Annotated in this window: 21 protein-coding genes; 7 read left to right on the top strand and 14 right to left on the bottom strand. The window is 61.4% G+C overall.

Going from position 1 to position 22,829, the window contains the following annotated elements; all coding sequences use genetic code 11:
• Positions 1-11: 11 nt before the first annotated feature.
• Complete coding sequence (locus ACPPVR_RS31390) at positions 12-2,195, bottom strand: molybdopterin cofactor-binding domain-containing protein (RefSeq protein ID WP_426610410.1); 2,184 nt, start codon at positions 2,193-2,195, stop codon at positions 12-14.
• Positions 2,196-2,207: 12 nt separating this feature from the next.
• On the bottom strand, positions 2,208-2,657 hold the full coding sequence (locus ACPPVR_RS31385; RefSeq protein WP_426610409.1) for a (2Fe-2S)-binding protein: 450 nt from the start codon (positions 2,655-2,657) through the stop codon (positions 2,208-2,210).
• Positions 2,658-2,972: 315 nt separating this feature from the next.
• Between ACPPVR_RS31385 and ACPPVR_RS31380 the strand changes: the two genes are divergently transcribed.
• Positions 2,973-4,592: a B12-binding domain-containing radical SAM protein gene (locus tag ACPPVR_RS31380; protein WP_426610408.1), complete on the top strand. Its 1,620-nt coding sequence runs from the start codon at positions 2,973-2,975 to the stop codon at positions 4,590-4,592.
• Positions 4,593-4,597: 5 nt separating this feature from the next.
• Here ACPPVR_RS31380 and ACPPVR_RS31375 read toward each other — a convergent pair whose 3' ends face one another.
• Positions 4,598-5,986, bottom strand: coding sequence for an MFS transporter (locus tag ACPPVR_RS31375; RefSeq protein WP_426610407.1), 1,389 nt, complete (start codon positions 5,984-5,986; stop codon positions 4,598-4,600).
• Positions 5,987-6,156: 170 nt separating this feature from the next.
• Between ACPPVR_RS31375 and ACPPVR_RS31370 the strand changes: the two genes are divergently transcribed.
• The 3 genes from ACPPVR_RS31370 to ACPPVR_RS31360 all read left to right on the top strand — a co-directional run bounded on the left by ACPPVR_RS31370 (position 6,157) and on the right by ACPPVR_RS31360 (position 9,567).
• Positions 6,157-7,218 (top strand): isocitrate/isopropylmalate dehydrogenase family protein, encoded by a 1,062-nt coding sequence (locus tag ACPPVR_RS31370; RefSeq protein ID WP_426610406.1) that lies wholly within the window; start codon positions 6,157-6,159, stop codon positions 7,216-7,218.
• A 282-nt stretch (positions 7,219-7,500) separates the two neighbouring features.
• Positions 7,501-8,442 carry a helix-turn-helix domain-containing protein gene (locus tag ACPPVR_RS31365; protein ID WP_426610405.1) on the top strand — a complete coding sequence of 314 codons (942 nt, stop codon included), beginning with the start codon at positions 7,501-7,503 and terminating at the stop codon, positions 8,440-8,442.
• Between the two features lie 300 nt (positions 8,443-8,742).
• The gene (locus ACPPVR_RS31360; RefSeq protein WP_426610404.1) at positions 8,743-9,567 is read left to right on the top strand and encodes a fumarylacetoacetate hydrolase family protein; all 825 of its coding nucleotides are present in this window, start codon (positions 8,743-8,745) and stop codon (positions 9,565-9,567) included.
• A 69-nt stretch (positions 9,568-9,636) separates the two neighbouring features.
• On the opposite strand, the gene ACPPVR_RS31355 is transcribed toward ACPPVR_RS31360, so the two are convergent.
• From ACPPVR_RS31355 to ACPPVR_RS31325, 7 genes are all read right to left on the bottom strand, one after another.
• A complete protein-coding gene (locus ACPPVR_RS31355) occupies positions 9,637-10,086 on the bottom strand; it encodes a MaoC/PaaZ C-terminal domain-containing protein (RefSeq protein WP_426610403.1) in 450 nt (149 codons plus the stop codon).
• 135 nt (positions 10,087-10,221) lie between these two features.
• Entirely contained in the window at positions 10,222-11,316 is a 1,095-nt protein-coding gene (locus ACPPVR_RS31350) for an amidohydrolase family protein (RefSeq protein WP_426610402.1), read from the bottom strand.
• A gap of 187 nt (positions 11,317-11,503) precedes the next feature.
• Positions 11,504-11,650, bottom strand: a complete 147-nt coding sequence (locus ACPPVR_RS31345) for a hypothetical protein (RefSeq protein ID WP_426610401.1) — start codon at positions 11,648-11,650, stop codon at positions 11,504-11,506.
• Positions 11,650-12,984, bottom strand: a complete 1,335-nt coding sequence (locus ACPPVR_RS31340) for an adenylate/guanylate cyclase domain-containing protein (protein ID WP_426610400.1) — start codon at positions 12,982-12,984, stop codon at positions 11,650-11,652. The genes ACPPVR_RS31345 and ACPPVR_RS31340 overlap by 1 nt, the downstream gene beginning before the upstream one ends.
• A 175-nt stretch (positions 12,985-13,159) precedes the next feature.
• A complete protein-coding gene (locus ACPPVR_RS31335) occupies positions 13,160-13,480 on the bottom strand; it encodes a DMT family transporter (RefSeq protein WP_426610399.1) in 321 nt (106 codons plus the stop codon).
• 110 nt (positions 13,481-13,590) lie between these two features.
• Positions 13,591-14,046 carry a carboxymuconolactone decarboxylase family protein gene (locus ACPPVR_RS31330; RefSeq protein WP_426610398.1) on the bottom strand — a complete coding sequence of 152 codons (456 nt, stop codon included), beginning with the start codon at positions 14,044-14,046 and terminating at the stop codon, positions 13,591-13,593.
• A gap of 127 nt (positions 14,047-14,173) precedes the next feature.
• A complete protein-coding gene (locus tag ACPPVR_RS31325) occupies positions 14,174-15,595 on the bottom strand; it encodes a PLP-dependent aminotransferase family protein (protein ID WP_426610397.1) in 1,422 nt (473 codons plus the stop codon).
• Between the two features lie 19 nt (positions 15,596-15,614).
• Between ACPPVR_RS31325 and ACPPVR_RS31320 the strand changes: the two genes are divergently transcribed.
• The gene (locus ACPPVR_RS31320) at positions 15,615-16,451 is read left to right on the top strand and encodes an FMN-dependent NADH-azoreductase (protein ID WP_426610396.1); all 837 of its coding nucleotides are present in this window, start codon (positions 15,615-15,617) and stop codon (positions 16,449-16,451) included.
• Between the two features lie 116 nt (positions 16,452-16,567).
• Here the strand turns inward: ACPPVR_RS31320 and ACPPVR_RS31315 are convergent, their stop codons facing one another.
• On the bottom strand, positions 16,568-17,188 hold the full coding sequence (locus ACPPVR_RS31315) for a ferric reductase-like transmembrane domain-containing protein (RefSeq protein WP_426610395.1): 621 nt from the start codon (positions 17,186-17,188) through the stop codon (positions 16,568-16,570).
• A gap of 31 nt (positions 17,189-17,219) precedes the next feature.
• Positions 17,220-17,723: a Twin-arginine translocation pathway signal gene (locus tag ACPPVR_RS31310; protein ID WP_426610394.1), complete on the bottom strand. Its 504-nt coding sequence runs from the start codon at positions 17,721-17,723 to the stop codon at positions 17,220-17,222.
• 1,058 nt (positions 17,724-18,781) lie between these two features.
• On the opposite strand from ACPPVR_RS31310, the gene ACPPVR_RS31305 reads away from it, so the two are divergent.
• Positions 18,782-19,696, top strand: coding sequence for a helix-turn-helix domain-containing protein (locus ACPPVR_RS31305; protein WP_426610393.1), 915 nt, complete (start codon positions 18,782-18,784; stop codon positions 19,694-19,696).
• A 30-nt stretch (positions 19,697-19,726) separates the two neighbouring features.
• Here the strand turns inward: ACPPVR_RS31305 and ACPPVR_RS31300 are convergent, their stop codons facing one another.
• Positions 19,727-20,674 carry a helix-turn-helix domain-containing protein gene (locus ACPPVR_RS31300; protein ID WP_426610392.1) on the bottom strand — a complete coding sequence of 316 codons (948 nt, stop codon included), beginning with the start codon at positions 20,672-20,674 and terminating at the stop codon, positions 19,727-19,729.
• A 284-nt stretch (positions 20,675-20,958) separates the two neighbouring features.
• Here ACPPVR_RS31300 and ACPPVR_RS31295 point away from each other — a divergent pair, with 284 nt between their 5' ends.
• Positions 20,959-21,957 (top strand): alpha/beta hydrolase, encoded by a 999-nt coding sequence (locus ACPPVR_RS31295; RefSeq protein ID WP_426610391.1) that lies wholly within the window; start codon positions 20,959-20,961, stop codon positions 21,955-21,957.
• An 89-nt stretch (positions 21,958-22,046) separates the two neighbouring features.
• On the opposite strand, the gene ACPPVR_RS31290 is transcribed toward ACPPVR_RS31295, so the two are convergent.
• A complete protein-coding gene (locus tag ACPPVR_RS31290) occupies positions 22,047-22,790 on the bottom strand; it encodes an SDR family NAD(P)-dependent oxidoreductase (protein WP_426610390.1) in 744 nt (247 codons plus the stop codon).
• Positions 22,791-22,829: the final 39 nt, after the last annotated feature.

Here is a 22,829-nt window from a genome sequence, read left to right as displayed (position 1 = left end):
CAGCTGTTCCTTCAAGCGAAGGTGATGTTCTGGTCGCGCAGCGGCACCGAGCGGATGCGTTTGCCCGTTGCCGCGAAATAGGCATTGAGCACCGCGGGCCCGGCAACGCCGATCGTCGGCTCGCCGACGCCGCCCCAGAAGCCGCCACTTGGCATCACGATCGATTCCACCTTCGGCATCGCGGCCATGCGCATCGAGTCGTAGGTGTCGAAATTGGTCTGCTCGATGGCGCCGTCCTTGACCGTGCAACCGCCATAGAACAGCCCGCTCAGGCCGTAGACGAAAGAGCCCGAGATCTGCCGCTCGATCTGCGCCGGGTTGACGGCGTAGCCGGGATCGGTCGCCGCGACGATGCGATGCACCTTGACCTTCTTGCCATCGGTCACGGAAATCTCCGCGGCCGCCGCGACATAGCTGCCGTAGGAGGCAAAATGCGCGAGTCCGCGGAAGATGCCCTGCGGCGGCGGGGTGCCCCAGCCGATCTTCTCGGCCACGGCGTCCAGCACCGCAAGATGCTTCGGGTGGTCCTTCATCAGCTTGCGTCGGAACTCGAGCGGGTCCTGGCCTGCCGCCTGCGCCAGCTCATCCATGAAGCATTCGACATAGATCGCATTCTGGTTGACGTTCACGCCGCGCCAGAAGCCCGGAATGATATGCGGGTTGCGCATGGAATGCTCGATCAGGAGATTGGGGACCGAGTAGCCGAACGGCGCATCGCCCTTTGCGTTGAGGCCGGCAAAGGTCGCCGGATCCATGCCGTTGACGAGCGCGTCCGGCCGCAGGCTCGACAGGATCGACTGTCCGGAGATCCGCATGTGGAATGCCGTCAGATTGTTGTTGGCATCGAAACCGGCGGTCAGCTTGCACTGCGTGATCGGGTGGTAGCGGCCGTGCGTCATGTCCTCTTCGCGCGTCCACAACAGCTTGATTGGCGTGCCCGGCATCTGCTTGGCGATCAGAACGGCCTGCCGCACGTAGTCGGTCTGGCCGCGCCGGCCGAAGCCGCCGCCGAGCAGCAGCTTGTTGACGTCGCACTTGTCGGCCGGAAGTTCCGAGGCTTCCAGCGTCGCGGCGAACGCCGCCTCGCCATTCTGCGTGCCGCACCAGACCTCGCATTTGTCGGCCGTGTAGAGCGCGGTCGCGTTCATCGGCTCGAGCGTGGCGTGGTTCTGGTAGGGATAGTTGTAGGTGGCCTCGATCGTCTTCGCGGCGCCTGCGAGCGCAGCCTTGGTGTCACCGTTGGTGTTGCCGACATAGGCCGGGCCGCTGTCGAGGCCCTCGGCAAGCCATTTGGCGATCGAGGCGCTGGAGACCTTCTTGTTCTCGCCTTCGTCCCAGACGATCGGGAGTGCATCGAGCGCGCTCTTGGCGTGCCAGAAGGTGTCGGCCACGACCGCGACTGCGCTGTCGCCGACCTTCACGACTTTCTTGACGCCCTTCATACCGGCGATCTTGGCTTCGTCATAGCTCTTCAGCTTGCCGCCGGTGACCGGGCAATCCTTGATCGCGGCGTTGAGCATGCCCGGCAGCTTGACGTCAATGCCGTAGACGGTGGTGCCGGTGACCTTGTCCGGGGTGTCGAGCCGCTTCACGCCCTTGCCGACCAGCTTCCAGTCCTTGGGGTCCTTCAGCTTGACGTCGGCCGGCGGCGTCAGCTTGGCCGCGGCCTCGGCGACCTTGCCGTAAGTCGTGGTTTTGCCCGACGGGGTGTGGGTGATGACGCTGTTGGCGGCGGTGCATTCGGAGACCGGCACCTTCCAGTCATTGGCCGCGGCCTGGATCAGCATCATGCGCGCGGTGGCGCCGCCCTTGCGCACATAGTCGTGCGAGGTGCGGATGCCGCGGCTGCCGCCGGTCGAGAAATCACCCCAGACGCGCTTGCGGGCGACGTTCTGTCCGGGCGAGGGGAATTCGGTCGTGACCTTGGTCCAGTCGCATTCGAGCTCCTCGGCGACGAGCTGAGCGAGGCCGGTGAGTGAGCCCTGGCCCATCTCGGAGCGGGCGATGCGGATCACGACGGTGTCGTCGGGCTTGATCACGACCCAGGCATTGATCTCGGGCGAGCCGTCGGCCGCGCGGACCACGGCCGGGCCGCCAAAGGGGATATCGAGGCCGATGGCGAGGCCAGCGCCGAGGGCGGTGCTGCCGATGACGAAGGCACGGCGGTTCATCTTGGGGGAAACGTGCTTGTTCATGTTGGCGGCTCCTTATGCGCTTGCGATCGTGTGGATCGCTTCGCGCACCTGCTGGAAGGTGCCGCAGCGGCAGATATTGGTGATTGCCTCGTCGATGTCGGCGTCGGTCGGTTTCGGATTGTCGTTCAGGAGCGCCGCCACCGCCATGATCATGCCGCTTTGGCAATAACCGCATTGCGGGACGTCCTGGGCGATCCAGGCCTCCTGCACCTTGTGCAGCGTGCTGGCGGAGGCGAGCCCCTCGATCGTCGTGATTTTCTTGCCCTCGGCCTCACTGACCGTGACACCGCAGGAGCGGGTCGCGACGCCGTCCATGTGAACGGTGCAGGCGCCGCATTGTGCGATGCCGCAACCATATTTGGTGCCGGTCAGTCCGGCATTCTCGCGGATCGCCCAGAGCAGCGGCGTATCCGGCTCGACGTCGAGCGTGAAGGTTTTTCCGTTGATTGTTAGGTTTGCCATCGCAAGTCCCCTGATTGGTCCAATCCACCGAATGGACTCAAGGGGGAACAATGTCCGGCAAATTGGAACTGTTCAAATCAATAGTCTGAGGGTGGCTGCCGAAGATTCTGGCCGCCGCGGGAAGATTATGGATCGAGTGGTGTTGCGCGACGTTGAGAAGGTCACGCCGACGCCCAGATCGCGCCATCTCCCTGAACGCCAGGGACATTGCCTGGGACGACGTCGGCGCCTCTGGGGTGAGCGACAGTATGTCTCTTTTGCCGGGGTGCAAGTTGATGACGCTTTGCTACACTGGGGCAACACAAAAGGAGTTCCATGAAGCTGCCGAGCCCCTGCAACGTGCTGATGCTCTATCCGCTGTTCACCGCGGAGTCCTTCTGGAGTTTTGGCGAGTCCTGCAAGCTGATGGGCGTGCGCCGCCCCGCGGCTCCGCTCGGCCTGATTACCGTCGCTGCGATGTTGCCGGAGAGCTGGACCGTCCGGTTGGTCGACTGCAACACGCAAGCTTTTGGCGATGAGGATCTCGCCTGGGCCGATGTCGTCTTCACCGGCGGAATGCTCCCGCAACAGGCCGACACTTTACGCCTGATCGAGGAGTGCCGTGCTGCGGGCAAGCCTGTGGTGGTCGGCGGTCCCGATCCGACGTCGAGCCCGCACGTTTACGCCAGCGCGGACTTTCGGGTGCTCGGCGAAGCCGAGAGTGTCCTCGACGAATTCATTGCGGCCTGGGACAGCGGCGCGCGCTCCGGCGTCTTCACCGCACCGAAATTCCAGGCCGACGTGACCAGGACGCCGGTGCCGCGTTTCGACCTGCTCAAATTCGAGGACTACCTCTATCTCGGTGTGCAGTATTCCCGCGGCTGTCCGTTCACCTGCGAGTTCTGCGACATCATCGAGCTCTATGGCCGCGTTCCGCGCACCAAGACGAATGCGCAGATGCTGGTCGAGCTCGATAGGCTCTACGCAATGGGCTACCGCGGCCATCTCGACTTCGTCGACGACAATTTCATCGGCAACAAAAAGTCGCTACGGCTGTTCCTGCCCCAGCTCGCCGAATGGCAGCGCGCGCACGGTTATCCCTTCGAACTCTCGACCGAAGCTTCGGTCAATCTGGCCGACGATTCCGAACTCTTGGAGCTGATGGGCGCAGCCAATTTTTTCGCTATCTTCGTCGGTATCGAAAGTCCTGATCCCGCGACCCTGGTCGCGATGCGGAAGAAGCAGAACACGCGGCGCAACATTGCCGAGAGCATCCACAAGATCTATGCCGCCGGCATGCTCGTCACTGCCGGCTTCATCGTGGGCTTCGATAGCGAGAAGCTCTCGATGGCGGATGCCATGGTCGATTTCATCGAGGAGGCCGCCATCCCGGTCGCCATGGTTGGTCTGCTCTATGCCTTGCCGAACACGCAGCTGACGCGACGCCTGGCCAAGGAAGGCCGGCTGCATCCGGACCATGATCTGGCGTCGGCGACGGGCGGCGACCAGTGCACCGGCGGGATCAATTTCGATCCGGTGCGGCCGCTGCGCGACATCCTGACCGACTACAAGACCGTGCTGGAGCGCGTTTACAGCCCCGCGGCATATGCAAGCCGTGTCGACAAGTTGATGACGCTGCTCGACCGTTCCAGGCAGCGCCATGAGCTGGCAGAGGGCGACATCCGCGCCGGGGTCGGCGCAATGGAAACCGTGCACCGCGTCGTCACCGCCATTCCGGAGGCGCGTGGTCCGCTCTGGCAAACTTTTCTAAACTGCGCCAAGCGCGACACGTCATCGGCACGCATCGCCGTGCAGATGATCGCGGCCTATGCGCATCTCGGACCGTTCTCGCGCAAGGTCATCGATGCCATCGATGCGCGGTTGGCCACGCTGGATGAGCAGCCGATCGTCCCTGCGGCGATCGCAGGCGCGGCGGCAGCCCAGCACTTGGTCTGATCGTCCTACTTCACCGTGAGCCGCAAGAAGCTCATCACGCTGCCGAGCGCGGCAAAGCCTGCGCCGAGCGCCAGTGCGACGGTGGCGCCGTTGTGACCGGCCATGGCGAAGCAGGCGGCGGCGAGGGCAGCACCGGTCGTCTGTCCGGTCAACCGCGCGGTGGCGACGATGCCCGAGGCGCTGCCGCTGCGGTGCGGCGGTGCGCTGCCCATCACCGCCTTCATGTTGGGCGCCTGGAAGAAGCCGAAGCCCATGCCGCAGATCGCCATGCGCCAGATGATGTCGGGGATGGAGGGATTCGCCGGGAGCAGGGCGAGCAGCGCCATGCCGATGCCGAGCAGCACGAGCCCGATGCCGCCGAGCAGGCCGACGGCGTGGCGGTCGGACAGGCGGCCGGCGATCGGCGCCATGATGCCGACCACCAGCGGCCACGGCGTCATGAAGAAGCCGGTCTCGACCTGCGAGCGCCCGAGCACGTCCTCGAAATAGAACGGCAGCGAGACGAAGGCGAGGCCCTGCACGACGAACGAGCAAACCGCGGTCGCCGCCGACAGCGCGAACATCGGCCGGGCGAACAGGTCGATCGGCAGCATCGGCGCCGGATGATCGGCATGACGGCGCATCAGGATGAAGCCGAGCACGAGCGCGGTGACCAGTTCGACGGCGACGATTGCAGGCGACAGATTGTGCGCGGCGCTGCCGATCCCAGTGATGAACAGGCCGAGGCAGGCGGAGGCCAGCGCCGCGCCGAGGAAGTCAAAGCTGTGCTTCGCCCGCGGCGTCTTCGGCAGCATTGCAAAGCCGATGCCGATGGCGACGAGGCCAAAGGGGATGTTGACCGCGAACAGCCACGGCCACGGGCCCACTGCTAAAATGGCGGAGGCAATCGACGGTCCGAGCGTGAAGGCGGTCGCGACCACCATCGCGTTGTGGCCGAAGCCGCGGCCCTGCATCCGGCCGGGATAGACGAAGCGCACCAGCGCCGTGTTGACGCTCATGATGCCGCTTGCGCCCAGGCCTTGCAGCGTGCGCGCCACCAGCAGGCTGTCCAGCGACCACGCCACCGCGCAGAGCAGCGAGGCGATCGTGAACAGCACGAGGCCGCCGAGATAGATGCGCTGGTGCCCGACGATCTCGCCGAGCGCACCGAGCGGCAGCAGCGTCGCCACCAGCGCGATCTGATAGACATTGACCACCCAGACCGACTGCTCCGGGCTGACATGCAGATCAGCGGCAATGGCGGGCAGCGCGATGTTGGCGATCGCGGTGTCGAGCGAGGCCATCGCCAGCGCGGTGAAGATCGCGGCAATCGCCCAGCGGCGTTGATCGGCCGGCAGGCCATCGGCAGCGGGTTTATCGGGCTGGTGCGCAGCGGCAGGTAACGTGATTGTCATTGCCTTGCGCGCTCTCCGATGGCCTGGCTGAAATGGTCTTTCGGCATGTACTACGGCCGGGGCTGCTTCCACAGGCATATGCTTGCATGCTGTGTATGCGCGAAGGTCAGGCGCTGAGCCTGCGTCCCGGCGTATGATCGCGCGAGCTGCTGCAATTTCAGGGGATCGCCATGCAACTCGTCGTTTTGCCCGGGGACGGCATCGGGCCGGAGATCACGACCGCGACGTCGGGCGTGCTGCGCGCGGCCTCCGAGCGCTTCCAGCTCAATCTGCGGCTGGAGGAGCACGCGGTCGGGCATGCCAGCCTGAAGCAGTTCGGCACGACGGTGCGCCCCGAGCTGCTCGATATTGTCCGCGCCGCCGATGGCCTGATCCTGGGGCCGACCGCGACCTTCGACTTCAAGGACGAGGCGCATGGCGAGCTCAATCCGTCGCGTCACTTCCGCAAGAGCCTCGACCTCTTTGCGAATATCAGGCCCGCGCGCACCTATTCTGGCCGTCCAGGCCGGCTCGGTGATTTCGACCTCGTCGTCGTGCGCGAGAACACCGAAGGGTTTTATGCCGACCGCAACATGGAGCAGGGCAATGGCGAGCTGCTGGTCACGCCTGACGTCGTGATCTCGCTGCGCCGGATCACGCGTCTGTGCTGCGAGCGCATCGCGCATGCCGCCTGTCGCCTAGCGATGAAGCGGCGCAAGCATCTCACCATCGTGCATAAGGCCAATGTGCTGAAGATCGGCGACGGCATGTTTCTGGACATCTGCCGCGAGGCGGCGAAGGGCTATCCGGGCCTGGCGGTCGATGACATCCTGGTCGACGCGATGATGGCGCACGTCGTGCGCAACCCCGATCGCTTCGACGTCATTGTCGCCACCAACATGTTCGGCGACATTCTCTCCGATCTCACTGCCGAACTGTCAGGCAGCCTCGGCCTCGGCGGCTCGCTCAATGTCGGTGACCGCTACGCCATGGCGCAGGCCGCGCACGGCTCGGCGCCTGATATCGCGGGACAGGACGTGGCCAATCCGGTCTCGCTGATCCTGTCGACGGCCTTGCTGCTCGGCTGGCACGGCGAGAAGAGCGGTGCGGTCCGCTACGAGGAAGCCGCGCGTGCGATCGAGGCGGCGGTGGCGAAGGCGATCGGAGGGGGCAGGGCGACGCGCGACGTCGGCGGCAAGCTCGGCACGATCGCGGCTGGGGCTGCGATCGCGGAGATATTGCAGGCGGAGTGAGTTGCTGCGCGTGTTTCCGCTTTTTCTCCGGGACTCAAAACAAAAAGGCCGAAAACAACCCCATGCACAGTAGAAGGTCCCTTGATCGGTAAGGGATTTTTCGATCTGCGCAGCGACGACATTCTCGGGCCGCGACGACGTTGACTCGTCGGGCAAAACACCGGCACGATGCTATCGTGCGGGACGTGTCGCGCTTGGAGGCCGGTCGGAAGAAATACGGCATGGCAGCGCGCAGATCGTTGGACCAGAATTTAGATTTCGGTCAGCCTCGGAGAACGAGGAATGTCTTCAACAGATTCGGTTTTGCAGTTGCCCGAGCCTCCGGTCGCCATGTTCAGTGCCCCGGGGCATCGGGATACGATCTGGTCCGATGTGAAAGGCAGTGTTGACCACTCGAGAATGATAAAATGGACCGGTGGCGTTGCTGCAACTCACGAGATCGGCAAGGTCTCCGGCGCCGCCGAAGTCAGGACGCGCTCGCTCGAGCTGCACTTCTCGTGGAACTCTGGCGTAGCGGAGGCGGAGGCGGAATCAGGCAAACGGGTCTGGGCCTACAAGAACCGGCCTCGCTACGGCCTCGTTTTGCCGCCAGGCGCGAACGTCGAATTCAGAATCAAGGAAAAGTCGAACTACCGCTTTCTCGCGATGGAGTTCGATCCCGGATACCTCCTGAGAGCCGCGGAGCTCCAGCATCTCAGTTCAGTCGAATTCGTCGAAACGTGGGAGCACGATCACCCGCTGACCTGGTATCTGGCCGAGGCCATCTTCGAAGAGTGCGAGAGCGCTGTCCGACAGGGGCTGCTCTATTCCGAGACAGCGGCGACGCTTCTGGCGCTACATGTCGCGCGCAGCCTCTCGAACCAGATGCGCCCGACAAATCTCCTGCGCCGCGGTGGGCTTCCGCCGGTCATTCTCGGTCGTGCGTGCGACTACATGAACAGTCACCTGGGCGACGATATCTCGCTCTCGGAACTTGCGAGTGTGTGCGGCCTTTCGGCAGGGCATTTTGCATTCGCGTTCAAGCAGTCCACGGGAATTTCCCCTCATGGCTGGTTGCGCCGCCAGCGGATAGACACGGCCAAGGCGCTGCTCCGCAGTCCCCAACTGAGCCTCTCATACATCGCAGGGAGCGTTGGTTTCGGCAACCAAAGTGCTTTTGGAGTGGCGTTTCGGAAGGAGATGGGGATGACGCCAACCGCATGGCGACGGCTTCATTGGTCGTGATCGAACCAGCTGGCCCGGGATCGATTCGTTTTTCTTTGTCGTAGTTTGTTGTTGCTGTCTGCGCCGTCCGGCGGCGCGACGCGTCTTTGGACAAGGGTGGCAGGCCCGATCAATTTTCGTCCAAAATGAAGGCGTTTCTTTTCGGGGCAATATGAAATGCCGGCGCCGGTCAACGGACACTTTCACAACGAAGGCCGGGATGCATATGTCACCTGAGCGGCAAGTGGCACTTGGATTTCCTTCAACTGATCGGTGATCTCGAAGCGCGGTCCTTGATGTCACGAATGTGTGGAGCAGGCGATGCAGCAGTTCGCGCGTTTACATACGGATAAGGGCGCCGTTCCCGTGATCCTGAAAGGGACGGAGCACCTTGACCTGCGTCCGATCGTGTCCGACATCAGTGCGGACAGCATCGCCGGCGGCGCGTTGATCGATGTCGATACGTCGCGCCTTTCCCCGATCGGCGGCGATTTCACCTACCTCGCGCCCATCGACGGCGTTCGTCAGATTGCAGCAACGGGCTTCAACTATAAAAAGCACATTGAAGAATTCAAGATGAAGCCGCCCACGGAGCCAGAGGTGTTCCTGAAGGCGATGACCTCCCTGACCGGACCGTTCGACCCGATCTCTCGAGGCGGTGATGACGGGGTGAAGCTGGATTGGGAAACGGAACTTGCAATCGTCCTCGGTCGCGAGACCACGAACATTTCCGCAGCCGAAGCGGCGGACCATATCTTCGGTTATGTCTGCATCAACGATATTTCCGACCGTGCGACGCAAGTCGACAAGGAGGGCCAGCAACATTTGGTCCGCGCCAAGTCGCGGCCGACCTACAGTCCCATCGGCCCGTATCTCACGACCGGCATAGATGCCATGAAGCTCGATGTCTGGACCAAACTGAATGGCCGATTTGAACAGCAAGGCAACACAAGTGACATGCTGTTCGGCGTCCACGAAATGGTGGCTTATTTCTCATCGCATATGACATTGCTTCCCGGCGACGTCATCGCGACGGGTACGCCGCCCGGAGTCGGTTTCGGCAAAAACCGATTCATGGCGATCGGGGACGTGCTGGAATGCGGCATCACTGGCCTCGGCGCGCAGCGACACGATATTCGGAGCTGAGAGCTTCTCCTGGATAGCCGGTGTTCTGGCGGGGAAGCAAGTGCCGTCAATGGCGACGACGGTTGGTCGTCATGGACCTGGTCGCCTCGCAACAAGAATGTTGCTGATACACTGCAAGACGATTTCGTCTCTTTGATTGCGCAAGCGGATCTGGTTGCGCACGATGCCCCGCTCGGAGTTCGACTTCGACTCCCGCTTCTCCAGGACAATCGTTTCGAGATTGAGCTCATCTCCGGGGCGTATCGGGTTTGGTAGGCGTAGCTCATCGAAACCCATTGCGGTGAGGACATGGAATCGTGGCTGGAGCTTCGGCGTAAGCGAGATGAACACTGCGAAAGTGTGGGCGCCCGATGCTGTTATTCCTCCAAAAATGGAAAGTGCCGCAGCCGCCTCGTCGATGTGGCGAGGTACCGGGTCGTATTGTTTGGCGAACTGAATAATCTCTTCCTTTGAGACCAGACACGGACCAGCCTTGCAGGTGGTCCCGATTTCCGCGTCTTCAAAATACAACTGGGCCATGGGCTATCCTTTTGCAAGATGGAAGAAGCCAGATCGATGCCAAGAGGTGGCTGACCGGGGTCCATTATAGTCTTGGTGGCGTCGGATGTCAGAGCTCGTAGGGTGGGTTTCGCTGCGCTCTACCCATCCTGCGGGCTAAGCCTGCAGCCGGGGCACGAGACGTGCCGCATTCTCGTGGCCAATCGCATCGAGATCCGTTGTCGAGAGGCCAAGCTTCTGCAACTGCGCGAACTGGTCAGAGCCGAAATACGGATAGTCGGTGCCGTAGGTGATCTGGGAGGCGGGTACGAGCTTGAGCAGCGCGGCCATGGACGGCGCGAAAGTCGCATTCGCGGTGTCGTAGTGAAGCCGGCGTAGCTCGCCTTCGATCCCCTCCGGCGCAAACTCCTTCAGGTCGGGCCGCGCCCCATAGAACGAATTGATCCGCCCGGCCATCATCGGTATCGTGCCGCCGGCGTGCGAGAACAGCCATTTGATGTCGCGGTGGTGGGCAAATGAGCCGCTGAGCAGCAGGCTCGTGACCGCACGTGTGGTGTCGTGCGGCACTTCGATCACCGCCGGAAACGTGCCGACGCTGAGCGCACTACAGCAACTCGCGACCAGCGGATGCACGTAAACGACCGCCTTGCGACGGTTGAGCTCTTCGAGCACCGGCCTGTAGGCGGCATGGCCGAGCCATTTGTCGCCGTAGCTGCTTTGCAGCCCGATCCCGTCCGCCTTCAGCACGTCGAACGCATAGTCGATCTCCTTGAGCGTCGCATCGATATCCAGCATCGACAAGGTCGCGAACAGGCCGAAACGGCCCGGATGGTCGCGCATCATGTCCGCTGCATATTCGTTGCAGACGCGCGCAAGCCGGCCAGCTTCCGCCGGCCCGAGGTCGAACCACGCGCCTGGCGTGGAGGCGACCGACAGGATTCCGGTACGTATGCCGTTGCGGTCCATGTCCTCGACGAGCTTCTCGCGGGTCCAGGCAACCTGACCGGGAAAGTGCGGCTGCTTGTGTGCGTCCTCGTAGCCGAGCCAGAGCTTTTGATATTCGGGCGGATAGAAATGAAGGTGGGTATCGATCAGCGCCGGCTTGGTCTGTCCGTGCACCGCAACGGTCGGGATGGCCGAGGCGAGGCCAAGTGCACCGACTCCCGCGAGAAAGCCGCGCCGCGACCAGGACGGGTCGCAACAGGTAGAGCAGGCGTGACGCCCTGGCGATTTCCGATCCCAAACGTTCATGGTGCGCGTCTCCTGTGATGAATCGGCAAGGGCAGGGCCTGTGGTGCTTCCATAAGCAATGGGTTTCGTTCATCTGCAGTCCGCGGTGTAGCTGCAGCATGGCTCGTGATTGTTGGAGATTGGAATGCGCCGATTTTTCGTCGTTGAACGATGTCTCTCGTCACGCCACCCCATCACAGCTGCAACTTTATGTGAACGCGGCCCCGGCGTTGGCCCCGCGAGCGATGTTCGCAAATGTCGCCTTCAGGCCCTCGGCCAACTCGACCAGACGAGCCATGCGGTCCGCTCCCAACAGCAGCGCGAAAACGGCAAGCTGTCGCAGGCTGATCGGCATCAGGAATCTTTGACGGCGAAAAGCCGCCACCGGCCGGGGACGCCCTTGAGGATATGCGAACCTCGATCCGAACATTCCACTTTCGATCCGGCGATCAGGTCCTTCACGGTGCTCGAGAGAAGAATCTCCCCCGGCTCGGCGCGAGCGGCTACGCGGGCACCGATGTGTACAGCGATACCTGCCAGGTCGTCGCCTTCAATTACGCACTCACCAGTGTGAATACCGCAGCGGATCGCCAATCCCAAAGTGGCAACTACGTCCCTGACTGCGCGGGCGCATTCAATCGCGCGCGCTGGTCCGGCAAAGGTTGCAAAAACACCATCCCCCGCGGTGTTCACGACCCGGCCGCCGAGACGGGCGACCTCCTTGCCAACGTGCTGCTGATAGTTGTTGACCAAGTCGCGCCAACGCGAGTCTCCGATCGCCGTCGCACGCTGGGTCGACTGGACAATGTCGATGAAGAGGACGGTCGCAAGAACGCGGTCCGCCTCCAGTATGGGAGGTTTGCCCGTCAGAAACTCCTGGATCTCCGCCAGCAGCGGATCGGTGTTGCCGATCCAGAGAATGTGATCATCGCCGGGAAACTCGACGAACTTTGCGTCCGGGATCTGCCCGGCCATGTAGCGAGCACCTTGGGAGGACACCAATCGATCGCCACTCCTGTGAAGAATCAAGGTTGGCACCCTGATCGTCGGAAGGATGGCGCGGATGTCGACCTCGACATTCATCCGATAGAGTGTGACGCCGGCGCCAGGGCTGGCGGACACCCGCATGTAGTGCGCCCACCACTGACGCACCCGCTCGTCATCAGCGGAACTGGGGGCGAGGATCTTAAGGCCGATCGGCGTTCCCCAATGCCTTTCGTAAGCAATGAAAGCTGCTTCGTGCTGCTCGCGTGTGGGCGCCCACGGATAGTCGTCGGCGCGAATATACTTTGCGTAAGCGCCATACATGATCAGCGCGGCGGTTCGTGCGGGATAGGTCGCGGCAAATAACGTCGAAAGCGGCCCGCCCTCCGAGACGCCGAAGATGACGGCGCGACTTGAACCTACGGCATCCATGACCGTGCGGATATCGTCCATCCGCTGTTCGAGGGTCGGCAAAGCGCTCTCCGCAACGCGGTCCGACAGACCCGTGCCGCGCTTGTCAAAAACGATCAGGCGACTGAAGGAGGCCAGGCGATTGAGAAACCGAGCCAATGCTGGATCTTCCCACTGATACTCAAGATGGGAAATCCAGCCATGAATAAGCACCAGGTCGACGGGCCCTTCACCAACGACTTGATATGCGATGTGGACGTCGCCGCTTTTGGCGTAGTGGGTTGTAGGGACCATGGCCTGGGACCCCTAGCCGCAATCATTCGCGCCCATGGTAACACATTGCACAAGTCCGTGGCGGAGGATCAATGTGTCAACACGGCTTTCCTGAGCCAATGCCCACGATTCCATTTGCGTCGCCTTTTGGCCCCGCAAGATAGTGGACACCACCGAAACGCCTTGAGCCGCACGCTCAGTTTGCCGAGACAAGCTTTAGTCCGATCACGCCTGCCACAATCAAAACAATGCAAAGCAACCGCGCCGGCGACGCGGAGTCGCCCAGCACTGCGATACCCAGAATGGCAGTCCCCGCGGCGCCGATGCCGGTCCAGACCGCGTACCCCGTTCCTACAGGAAGCGTGCGGAGCGCCAGCGAGAGAAGAAAGACGCTCGACAAGCCGGTGCCGACCGTAAATAGCGCGGGTATCAGCCGCGTGAAACCCGCGGACCACTTCATACCGAAGGCGAAGCCGATCTCGAGAAAGCCGGCGGAGGCCAATATCATCCATTCCATGTGGGTCAATCCATTCGCTGGCCGCCGGACACTTCGGCCGGGCAGCGCTCGTGAGGGGCAGGATGCGCATGGACGAATGTCCATGCGCGACACGGTTGCTGACGGGTGCCTCAAGCCTTGCCGGCGGCGGTGGGAATCGAGCGGAACGAAATTCCAAATCGATTGAACGCGTTCATCAAACCGATGGCATAGGTGAGGTCAGCAAGCTCCTTGTCGCTGAATTCGCTCGCCGCGGCCTCGTAGTCGGCATCGGGAACGCCGGTTTCGGCCACCCGCGTCACGGTTTCTGCCCAGGCCAGCGCAGAGCGTTCGCGCGCATTGAAGACTTCCCCCGCGTCGCGCCACACAGGCACCAGCACCAGCTTGTCAACGGCGATGCCGGACTTGAGCAGGTCGCGGGAGTGCATGTCGATGCAGTAGGCACAGCCGTTGATCTGCGAAACCCGCAGATACACGAGATCGACCAGTTGCTTCGAAAGGCCGCTCTTTTGAAGGTAGACGTAGACGCCTCCGAAAGCCTTGAAGCCTTCCGGTGATGCCTTGGCGTAATCAATTCGCTTGTTCATGACTGAATCCTCATCTGGTTGAAGGATTCCATCGTCTCGCATCTTGGCCTATTCAAGAAGGTCCATGATCGGCATTCGGTGCTGGGCCATGATTCTCGGGCTCCGGCGATGCCCTCTCAAGCTGCCGTCACATCAGTCTCAAAATACGCCGTCCGAAATTTTCGGCGGTGCGCCGGGAATCAACATTTGTGAAATTTAAAAGAAGGGCGGACGCTCCATCAGTGCGACTCGTCCAATCCGTGAGTGCCTCCGCGTAAAGATTTTGTTCCCGCATGCTTGCGACGAGCCGGCGGTCTGAACGGTTGCCTCGAAGACGCAAGATCAGGTGCATGCCCCCCGGCTGTAAATCTATTCGTACATATTTTCCCAGCACGCTTTCCAGGCCCGCCGCGGTCGCCTCTCGGCGCTCGGCATAGAGCTTCCGCATCCGCTGGATATGGCGCGCAAAATGTCCTTCGGCGATGAATGCGGTGACGATGGTCTGCGTAAGCCCGGGACAGCCCGGCGAAAGGCTTTCGGTGACCTGCTCAAACCGCTCGACCTGCGCTTCCGGCACCACGAGATAGGCAAGCCGCATTCCCGGAAAGAGCACCTTGCTGAACGTACCGGCATAGAGCACCCGCCCGTCACGATCGAGGCTCTTTAACGCAGGGAGTGGGCGGCTGATGTAGCGATATTCGCCATCGTAATCGTCTTCGATGATCCATGTCTTGTTTCGCGCGGCCCAGTCCAACAGGGCCAGACGCCGCGGCAACGACAAGGACATGCAGAGCGGGCTCTGATGCGCAGGCGTGACCACTGCTGCACGCGCCCGGGGTGCGAGTTTGGCGGCGTCGGAAACAACCATGCCTTCCCCGTCGACCGGGACCGAGACGCCGTCGATATGCATATACTCGAATATTTCTCGCGTGGGCGGATATCCGGGGTCTTCAAGCCAGACGCGATCACCCGACTTCAGCAGGGCATGACCGATCAGCTCCACGGTTTGGCGATATCCCGAGGTAACGAACACCTGGGACGGGGAGCAGTTGATCCCACGCGACACCTGGAGATATCTCGCGATTTCAGCACGCAGCGAAGGCAAGCCGTACACGGGAGGATGGATCATGTCGGAAGGCTGCATGGCTCGCGCAGTGCGCGCGCCAAGACGCGCCCAAATCTTGCGGGGAAACGCATCCAGGGCAGGCAAGCCCATCTGGAATGGCAGGATGGAGTCCGGACGAAAACTGACTGCGTCCATCCGGGGATCCGGCAGCGGCGTCGGGTCGGCAATGGACATTCGCGGCGTGAGGTTCGGGCTTACAATCGTCCCGGCCTGCCCGTGCGCCTCGATATACCCCTCGGCGGCCAGCAAGGAATAAGCCGTTTCGATGGTTCCTCTTGCCAGCCCCAATTCCTTGGTCAGCGCCCTTGCCGAGGGAATGCGGTCACCAGGCTTCAACATTCCACTGGCGATAGCGTCGCGAACCCGATCGTAGATCTGCCGGTAGAACGGTGCGGCTGCCGTTGGATCAAGCGGCGGGATTTTTTCCGGCTTCACGGCAGGCATGGCCCGATCCGATCTTTCGATGAAGAAAACCCACTATGCCATAACAGTTCGGACCGGTCTCCACTTCTCGCGGGCTGCAATGGTCGAGCTTGCGCGCGGCAAATCATGGACCAGTCACAAAGCTCATTCATGGTCCTTTGATGCAGGCCGCGATTGCTTATCGTTGATGATCAGAGTTCAGACGGCAGCGATTGGAAAGCGGATGATGAAAATACTACATTTGATTTGCAGCCCCCGCGGTCAGGCCTCGGAAAGTTACAGGCTATCCCAGAAAATCCTCGGCTACTTGCTGGATAGAGAGCCCACGGCAACGGTCATCGTTCGACCGATCGGCGGCGCCGTCGCCAACCTCGACGAAAGTTACGCAACTGCTCTCGGTGGGACGGAGCGATCGTTCGCGGAACTGTTGGCCGAAGGTTCGATGTCCCGGTCGGAAGATCTGATCCAGGAGCTGGAGAGCGCGGATTTCGTGGTCATCGCAACTCCAATGCATAACTTCACCGTACCCGTCGCTCTCAAGGCCTGGATAGACCACGTCGTTCGAGTCCGTCGAACGTTCAGCGTGACTGCCCAGGGAAAGCTAGGCGCGTTGCGCGACCGTCCGGTTTTTGTCGCGGTGTCCTCGGGCGGAAGATTTTCCGGCGAGCGCACGCATCAGCCTGATTTTCTCACGCCGTATCTAAAAGCCATCCTCGGTACCATCGGGCTGCATGATCTGACGTTTTTCTCCGTTGAAGGATCGGCCCTTGGTCCGGATGCAGTGGCCGCAGCGCGGACCAAGGCGGATCAGGACATGCAGGAGTTCTTTCTCGATTTCGCGCGCAATTCAGCAGTAGCGTTCGAAGAAGCTGTATGAGCGGCGAACGGCCCCGTCGATCATGCGTATTCGTGGACAACAGCACGACTCAAAGCCGCTGTCGTACAGATCAACCCGTGCTCGACAGCCGGGAAGGAACCGAGAAAAAAAGGTAGTCAGAAGATCGCGGAGCTCGCCGAACTGGGGGGCCGCTTTCGCCAGACCCGTAGCTCAGCCATGACCTTTATGGCCGCGCCGAGGACCAGTGCGCAAAGGGCCGCCTTCGACACCGTCTCCATCGCCCCCTCGACCAGCATGGCGTGGACCACACTCCCTGCGATGATGACCACCGCGAGGGACGTATGAGCGATGCGCCACGTTCGCGGTCGCAATCGCCGGCGGAATGCAGCCAAGAGTGCGACGGCGAGAATTGCCCACATGGCGACCACACCAAAGGGGGAAAACGGCGTCGGCGATGAGAAGAGAAGGGCGTCAATCATGTCCGGCGGACTGGTGATCCAGAGGCCGGCGACGTGGATCACTACCGCCACGACCAGCGTGCCGCCAATCCAGCGATGGGCACGCCGTCCCATACGGCCCGACAGTCCCGGCAAGTAACCGCCAATCAGCAGGGGCTGCAACAGCATGATGCCGAGTGCGATAATCCCTGCGAATCCGGCCAGGATGTAGACCGGGCCGCGCCATGCGAGCAGCGGGCTTGCCGCTGCAGCGGCGATCGGCACGCAAATGACGGCTGCAAGGGCGGCCCAGATCAGGGTTGCCCGGGCCAATCTCATCCCTTTGATCCCGCCTTTGATCCCGACCCGGTCACGCCGGCTGAAGGACGAAGTGCGCCTCCAGGCTGGTTTCCCTTGCGCTCCGCATCACCGGCCGCAGAAAGACGGTTTTGAATTCATCACTGTCATAGGCGAGGTGACCATGCGGTTGGCCGAAGATGGGAATGATCTGCGGCATCTCGAGACGGAACGCCCCGTCCTTGTCGGTGAGCGTGGCGCCATGGCTCTGCGGCTCGTGCTCCTGCCCTTCGGTGGTGTGCGCCCAGATCTGGATGCGCTGGCCGGCAAGCGGAGCCCCGTCGCCTGCGCGGCGCACAGTGCCACTCATCCAGAAGCCGCCCTTGCCGATCCGATCCACGATCGGCGCGCCCTTGCGGTAGTTGTTCGACCCGCCCGACATCGAATCCGTCGGTGCGAGGCCTTCCGCGCGGGCGGGCAACAGCAGCCCGGAAACCCCGGTTGCCAAAACCCCGGTTGTCACGACGGCGCCGCCAGCGGCGAGGAGGTTGCGGCGGTTGAGTACCAAGGTGGTCATGTCAGTTCCTCCCGTCGACCGAGCAGTTGCTCCCTCAAGGATATAACAATAAGCGCAAGACGCCCAGCCAAGGCGATGAGCGCGATGGGTCGCAATAACAGGGTTGTGAACGGGTGGAGTGGGCGTTCAACCAGCGTCGTAGGGTCACGCTTCACGTTTGACTGTCGATGGGTTTCTCTGCGCTCTGCCCATCCTGCGGGCTGATTGAGTGCCGTAAATTAGCCGCCGCCAAGCCTGGATGGATCATTGTAGGCCGGAGGATCGTCGTGGTCGGTCCGAAAACCTCCCTGAACGGAATCGTCGCGATAGATCCGCACACCGCCCGGAGTGATGTAGCTCGGAGTGACAGTCTGGCTGGAACGAGTGATGGCTTGTCGCGACGTGTGATGCCCCCTTGGGGCAGCGTTCGCAGACGCACACAACGTGATCACAAGGCATAATCCCAAGACAAAGCGCATTGCATTTTCTCCAAGCGGCTAGCCCTGTTCATATGTGGTGCGTGCGTCGCTCCGTGGTAACCGATAACGGCCTCAAGATTGGCCACTATCGCAAGCCTTGTTTCGACAATAGGAGCGCCCGTTGAGCGCCGCAATTGTACCATTGCTTCTGACGTTGCCGTTTGCGGCATCCGCTGAGACGCCTCAAGGGGAGCAATCATCCGTCTCCCGCCTCAGAACATGTGTTCGGTCGCACGCGCGTGATGCGCAAGCGGCCGGAGTTCGAACGCCTGATGACGCTGCAAGCTACTTCGTCAAGGTGTGCTTGCCCTTGTTTGGGATGTTCCTGGAATCAAACAACACCGCGAAAGAAGAAGCGCTACCTCCGGGAATCTATCGCAACGTGATTAGACAGGAGTGGAGCGGCTTCGTTGATCAGGGAGACAGTCGATAGAGATCATGACCGGGTGATTTATCAAAATGCACGACCCGTTCAATGGCGGGCCATTGTCGGCTGCTACCACTTCGCATAAATCATTCAAGATCGAGGGGCAATTTGGCTGCGTGATGGATGGCGGCCCCTATTGTTCTCTCACGCCGGTGGTTTGAGGATCGGATAGAATGCAGGCGGCCGCGAGCCAGCTGATCAGCAGAGAGACCAGATGGCAGACCCCACCTCCCAGGCCCATCAAGCCGGGTGATCGCGTCGCACGAATTGGTTTGGCGCGGTGGGGGCAGGAAGTAACGGATGCTCCATTCGAGATGAGCGCCGACGAAGCCTCCGACGCGCATTTCATCACGTATTCGCTCAAGCAAGCGGACGTTCGATTCTCGATCGGCCATCGCGCTGTCACCAACGGCGTCGTCAAGACGGGCCGTGTGCTGTTGCAAGGTCCGACTTCAGTGCGGCGTCAATCGATCTACCACGAGTCGTTCGAGTTCTTCAGAGTGTACTTCTCGCAGGATATCCTCAACGAATGTTTCGAAACGATTTTTAGAAGATCGCCCATTTCGACCCTGGCTCTCTTCGATGCGCACTTTGTCGAAGATCGAATTCTGGATAATCTGACGCAGGTGCTGGCCAGTGTCGATGAAGACGGCGGGTTTCTGGGCCCGTGTTTTGTTGACAGCGTGGGTCTCGCCTTAACAAGCCACCTTCTTCGCCTCTACTCGCCCCGGACACCTCGTATCAATCCAAGGGTAAGCCCCTTGCCGACATGGAAGCTCCGACGGGTCCGGGATTTTATAGAAGAGAATCTATTTCACCCAATCTATCTCGCCGAGCTGAGTGAAATCGCGGGACTGAGCCGCATGCATTTCGCGGCTCAATTTCGTGCCGCGACGGGTCAAGCTCCGTATGCCTACGTCCTGCATCGAAAGATCGAGCGAGCCCAGACCCTCCTGAACGATCTGACCATTTCCGTAGCCGATGTCGCTTGGGCGGTCGGCTTCAAGAACAAAGCGCATTTCGCCAACGCATTTAGAAAGGTGGTCGGTGAGCCGCCGTCACGGTGGCGAAGGAATAATCGCTTGTAGGCCCGAGTCGGAAATTTCGGTGCCCCGGTGCTAAGATTGCAAGCTTCGCCAGCGGCCAGGTGTCATACCCACAGTCTTGCTGAAAACCCTGGCAAAGTGGTTCTGATTGCAGAATCCAAGATCCAGGGCGACGCCGACAATCGTTGAATCGGAATTTTTCAGGAGTGCCTTGGCCCGTTCAATCCGCCGCTGCAGTATATACGCATGAGGCGGTTGACCAGTCGCCTGCTTAAATTGCCTCACGAATTGAACTCTGCTCAGACCCGCCACTTCGCTCAGCTCCAGCAAGCAAAGCGCTTGCGCGAGATTGTCCTCGATATAGCTTACGACGCGGGTTATTTGAGGGCGTGCAAGTTTACCATTTGCTAAAGCTTCCTCTGCGCCACAGGCGAGTTCAACCAGGCGCAATCCAACGGCCAGACCAAGCGAATCTGCAAAACAAGGGCCCGCAATCGGGTCGTAGCCGTCAAGCGCCTTGAAGGTCTGACCCAATTGCCGCAGGCGCAAATCCGTGACCGGAAGAACTCCGAACATCGAAATAGTGTCCGAAGGGCCGCCGCCAAAGGCTTCAGCGTAACATTCCGCGATCAGCGTTTGCGGCAGGAAAACCCGCAGGAAATCACAGCCTCCCTCGACGGTTGCCCTCCAAACCCCTCGCTTCGGTCCGGTCAGCAACATCTCATCCCGGACGCCGCCCAGCCAAACGGACTTTCCACCGATGAAAAGCTCCTTTCTCGTTCTCCGAAGGGCGATCGAGAGGACGTGGCAATCATCGTCTGTATCCGATGCAACCTCAACTCGCTCCCGCCTCCGTACCCGCCATCGCGATATCGCGATCCGCAGGGGGCGACCGCTGATCAGCGTGAAGGTTGGCGGCGGAGATCGCCAATCCAGCTCCGGCTGAACGATGTTTTCAGCGCGTGAGCTCGTGGATGAGGTGAGGTTGTCCACATCCGGACCAGAGCGCCGACGCTCCATCTGATCGCTCCAACCATCCTGTTTCGATGCCAGGTCCTGTTTCGATGCCAAGTCGCCGAGGCCAAGCCAGTCGGCGCGGCGGCGAAATTCCAGCGATTTGCAAACTATGGAACTTTTGTAGGAGCGGCAATAGCTAGCACGCCTAGAGTGAAGCGCGCACTTGCAGCGACCGACGCGTGTCGTCGTGCGCGGCCGCAAGTGCCCACGCGCGATAGCGCAAGCGAGGACCAATCCGGATGAAGCTCATTCAAAGCATTGCCGCATTCACTCTTGGAGCAAGTATCATGACACACGCAGCTGTCGCCGCAGTGCCCGACGCGGCCACCGATCCGCGGATCGATCCCCAGGTTCGGGCGTTTCTCGCCAAGATCAACAAGGACAGCAGCCCCTTCTGGCAGCTGCCTCAGCCTAAGCCGCAGGAGATTCTCTCCGAACTCCAGTCCCAGACGACCGTCGACATGTCCGGCGTCACGACGACCGAACGGACGATCAGCCAGGATGGCCGTGCGGTGAAGCTGTACATCATGAAGCCCTTGCAGGTCAGCGGCAATCCGGGAGTACTGTTCTTCATCCATGGCGGCGTCTGGCTCGTCGGCAATTTCCAGAACCATCAGCGCCTGCTGCGCGATCTCGTCGTCGGCTCCGGACAGATCGGCGTGTTCGTCGAATACACGCCCTTGCCGCAAGCAAAATTTCCGACCCAGCTCGAGGAAAGCTATGCAGCCTTGAAGTGGGTCGCGGAGTACGCCCACGAGTTTGGTGCAGCCGGCACCCGTATCGCAATTGCCGGAAATTCGGTCGGCGGCAACATGACCGCTGCGCTCGCTCTGATGGCCAAGGACCGCAACGGACCCAAGATCAGCTACCAGGTACTGCTGATTCCGGCGACCGATGCCAGCGTAGATACGGAGTCCTACCACGCCTATGGGACCGATCGCTTCCTGACGCGTGCGTTCATGAAATACGGGTGGGATCTCTACGCACCCGACGCGAAGACCCGCGACAATCCCTATGTGTCGCCGCTCCGGGCCAGCACCAGCGAGCTGAAAGGTCTGCCGCCGGCACTCGTCATTACCGCGGAGAACTGTCCACTGCGCGACGAGGGCGAGGCATATGCGCGAAAGATGAAAGAGGCGGGCGTCACGGTCGATGCGGTTCGCTACAACGGCACCATTCACGATTTCGTGCTGCTGAACGCGCTGCGCCAGGTCCCCTCGACTGAAGCGGCTATCGATCAGATCAACGCCGGGCTGCGTCAGCATCTCGAGCAGGTAACACACTAAAGAATTGCGACTACAACGCGGCGACGCATTTGCCGCCGCGTCCTTCGCATAAGTGACCTCATGACTTGCTTGCCCGCGCAGTCCACACCCTAAAACTGATACCGCCGCAAGCCGCCATCCACCGGGATCACCGTGCCCGTGATGTATCGCGCCACCGGCGAGGCCAGAAACACCGCGAGCGCGGCCAGGTCCTCCGGCTCGCCCCAATAGCCGACGGGAATCTCTTCCTCCGCGAAGCGCTCACGGTACTCCGGCGGATAGTTGCGACGGATCTGCTCGCTCATGATGCGGCCGGGCGGGATGCAGTTGATGGTGATGCCGTGCTCGCCGATCTCGCGCGACAGGCCCTTGGCCCAGGCGTGCACGGCGGCCTTCGCGGCGAACGCGGCGTTGAGGCCTTCCGGCTCAGACTTGCCGGTGATGTTGACGATACGGCCCCATTTGCGTTCGATCATCTGCGGCAGCAGCGCGTGCGCGATGCGGCGGTAGCTGGTGAAATTCAGCGCGATCGCCTCGTCCCATTTGTTGTCGGGCGCATCGACCGGCAGGGGACGGCTGCCGCCGGCATTGTTGATGAGGATGTCGACATGGCCGAGCTGCTTCAGCGCGAAGGCAGCGATGTTCTCCGCTGCGTCCTTCGCCATCACGTCCTGCTCGAACGGCGTGATCAGGCCGCCGCCGACCTCCTTCACCAGTTCTGCGAGAAGATCGGTCCGCCGCGCCACGCCCACCACGCGCACGCCTTCGGCAGCGAGGCCCTTGGCGATGGCGTGGCCGATACCGATGCTGGCTCCGGTGACGACAGCGGTTTTCGATTTAAGCCCGAGGTCCATGGTCACACGCTCTCTTGTTGCTTTTTGCTGTTCGTTTCC

It is taken from the genome of Bradyrhizobium sp. McL0616 (genome assembly GCF_049993385.1).
Lineage (GTDB): Bacteria > Pseudomonadota > Alphaproteobacteria > Rhizobiales > Xanthobacteraceae > Bradyrhizobium.
Note: the sequence above shows the minus strand (reverse complement) of the source record. Positions and strands in the feature narration are given on the sequence as shown.